This window comes from Psychrobacter sp. S1-30-MNA-CIBAN-0213, assembly GCF_040309845.1.
Lineage (GTDB): Bacteria > Pseudomonadota > Gammaproteobacteria > Pseudomonadales > Moraxellaceae > Psychrobacter.
Genome location: NZ_JBEOPE010000152.1, coordinates 1 through 245, shown reverse-complemented (window position 1 = coordinate 245; position 245 = coordinate 1). Strand labels below are relative to the sequence as shown.

The window sequence follows — 245 nt, the reverse complement described above, 5'->3', positions numbered from 1 at the left end:
AGGTGGCAGTTGTAACGAGGTAATAGCCGTTTGCTGCATGTCTTGTTTTGCTTGAGCGCTGACCGTCGCTTGCGCGTCACTTAGTAGCTGCGCACTACGAGCAATGTTATCAATGACGTTGGGGTTATATTTTGCTAATACTGGCATAACGTCTCGACGTAATCCGCTACGTACATTGTCGCCAGCGTCATTGGTCGGGTCGTCGATATAGGGCAATTTCAGACGCTGAGCATAGGCACTAATAC

General features: G+C 49.0%; 1 pseudogene. It reads right to left on the bottom strand.

Annotation, left to right across the window (positions count from 1 at the left end):
• Nucleotides 1-245, bottom strand: a pseudogene (locus AAEY87_RS14310) (tRNA lysidine(34) synthetase TilS); the annotation flags it as partial.